This window comes from Rhodococcus sp. (in: high G+C Gram-positive bacteria) (assembly GCF_049286785.1).
GTDB lineage: Bacteria > Actinomycetota > Actinomycetes > Mycobacteriales > Mycobacteriaceae > Rhodococcus_F.
Window position 1 is genome coordinate 1 of record NZ_JBAQEO010000225.1, and the last position, 1,896, is coordinate 1,896.

Genomic DNA, 1,896 nt, shown 5'->3' on the forward strand with positions numbered 1-1,896 from the left:
ACTCCGGGCGGAATACCGCACGCGGCAGAGACCCGATCGGCTCGGGGGCAACAGGTTGATGGTGTCGCTGTTCCAGGTGACCTTCTGGCCGGGGTCGTGGGAGTGCTTCGAGTTCGGATCGGCGAGAACGGCGTCGATGCATTCTTCTGCCGTTCCGATGTCGGTCGTCAGAACTTCGATATCGGTGGCTTGCGTTCGGAGAAGTCGAATCCTTCAGCGGCGTAAGCTTTGTCCAGACTCGTGCGCTGGCGCGATTCGCTGACCTTGCGAGCGCGTCGAGCACCCAAAGCGCAGGCCGGCCACCCAGGCGGAGGCGGTGGCCGGACTCAACCCACGATCCGGGCGCTCCGCAGGCCGCCGATCTCCTCGGAGGTCAGGCCCATCTCGGTGAGCACCGTGTCGGTGTGCCCGCCCAGGGCGGGGACCGGGTCCATGCGCAGCTCGATGTCGGTGAACGTCATCGGTGGCAGCACCGCCCGTACCGGACCGGCCTCGGTGTCGACGTCACGCCACCGGTCGCGCTCGGTCAGCTGGGGATGCTCGATAAGGTCCTTCATACTGTTCAGCCGCGCAGCGGGCACGCCCGCTGCGGCGAGCCGTTTGTCGAGTTCGGCGGTGTCGAATCGGCGAGTGTTCTCGGCGACGATCGCGTCGGTGTCCGCGCGGTGGCGGACCCGGAGGATGTTGGTCGCGAACTTCGGATGCTCGGCGAGGTCGGGCCGGCCGAACACCTCCGTGACCAGCGCCCGCCAGCCTCGGTCGTTCTGCACACCGATAAGGATCTGGCCGTCGACGGTCGGGTAGGCGTCGTACGGCGAGATCGAGGCGTGGCTCAGTCCCATCCGCTGCACCTGCGTGTCCTGGTACATCTGCAGGTACATGGGGTGGCCCAGCCATTCGACTGTCGCATCGAACATCGACACGTCCACAGTGGCACCCATGCCCGTGCGCTCGCGGCGGAACAGCGCCGCCTGCACGGCGGTCAGCGCATACATTCCAGCGGCGATGTCCGAGGCCGGGACACCGGTCTTCGTGGCGGTCTCCGGGGTGCCGGTGATCGAGCACAAACCGGTCTCGGCCTGCACCAGCATGTCGTAGGCCTTGCGGTCCTTCAGTGGCCCGCCGGTGCCGTAGCCGGTCATATTGACCACGATCAGCTCGGGTCGATCCCGTCGCAGGTTCTCCGCGCCGAGACCGAGTCGCTCGGTCGCGCCGGGGGCGAAATTCTGGACCACCACGTCCGCGCGATCGATCAGGCGGCGAACGACCGACAGCCCGGCCTCGGTCTTCATATCGACACTGACCGATTCCTTGCCTCGGTTGAGCCAGACGAAGTGCGATGCGATCCCGTTGACGGCGGTGTCGTAGTTGCGGGCGAAGTCTCCCTCACCCAAACGTTCGACCTTGATGACGCGGGCACCGAGATCGGCCAGGTGCCGCGTGGCGATCGGGGCGGCGACCGCCTGCTCGAAGCTGACCACCGTGATCCCGTCGAGTGGCAAAGCGCTGTGCATGCCAGGCGAGGTCGGCTCGCTCATCGCTGACCGCCTGCGGCGTTGCGGGCCTGCTTGACCAGTCCCCCGCCGATGATCAGGCGCTGGATCTCACTGGTTCCCTCGTACAGGCGCAGCAGCCGGACGTCCCGGTAGATGCGCTCGACGGCAACCTCCCGCATGTACCCGCTGCCGCCGTGAATCTGCACCGCCAGGTCGGCAACTTTACCGACCATCTCGGTGCAGTAGAGCTTGGCAATGGACGGTGCGATGCGCCGGTCGGTTTCCTCGACCCACGCCCGCGCGGCGTCACGCACGAGGGCCCGTCCGGTCATCACGCCGGTCTGTTGGTCGGCGAGCATTGCCTGCACCAATTGGAAGTCACCGATCGCGGTGCCGCCCT

3 protein-coding genes are annotated in these 1,896 nt (G+C 66.8%); 1 reads left to right on the forward strand and 2 read right to left on the reverse strand.

Features of this window, described 5'->3' with window-relative positions; genetic code table 11:
- On the forward strand, positions 1 to 225 hold a 225-nt coding region (locus WAW17_RS09370; RefSeq protein WP_422332706.1), incomplete at its 5' end, for a hypothetical protein.
- Positions 226 to 326: 101 nt separating this feature from the next.
- Here WAW17_RS09370 and WAW17_RS09375 read toward each other — a convergent pair.
- Together WAW17_RS09375 and WAW17_RS09380 are read right to left on the reverse strand one after the other, a co-directional pair.
- A complete protein-coding gene (locus tag WAW17_RS09375) occupies positions 327 to 1,538 on the reverse strand; it encodes a CaiB/BaiF CoA transferase family protein (protein ID WP_422332707.1) in 1,212 nt (403 codons plus the stop codon).
- A partial coding sequence (locus tag WAW17_RS09380; RefSeq protein ID WP_422332708.1) for an acyl-CoA dehydrogenase family protein occupies positions 1,535 to 1,896 on the reverse strand: 362 nt, incomplete at its 5' end. The genes WAW17_RS09380 and WAW17_RS09375, both read right to left, overlap by 4 nt.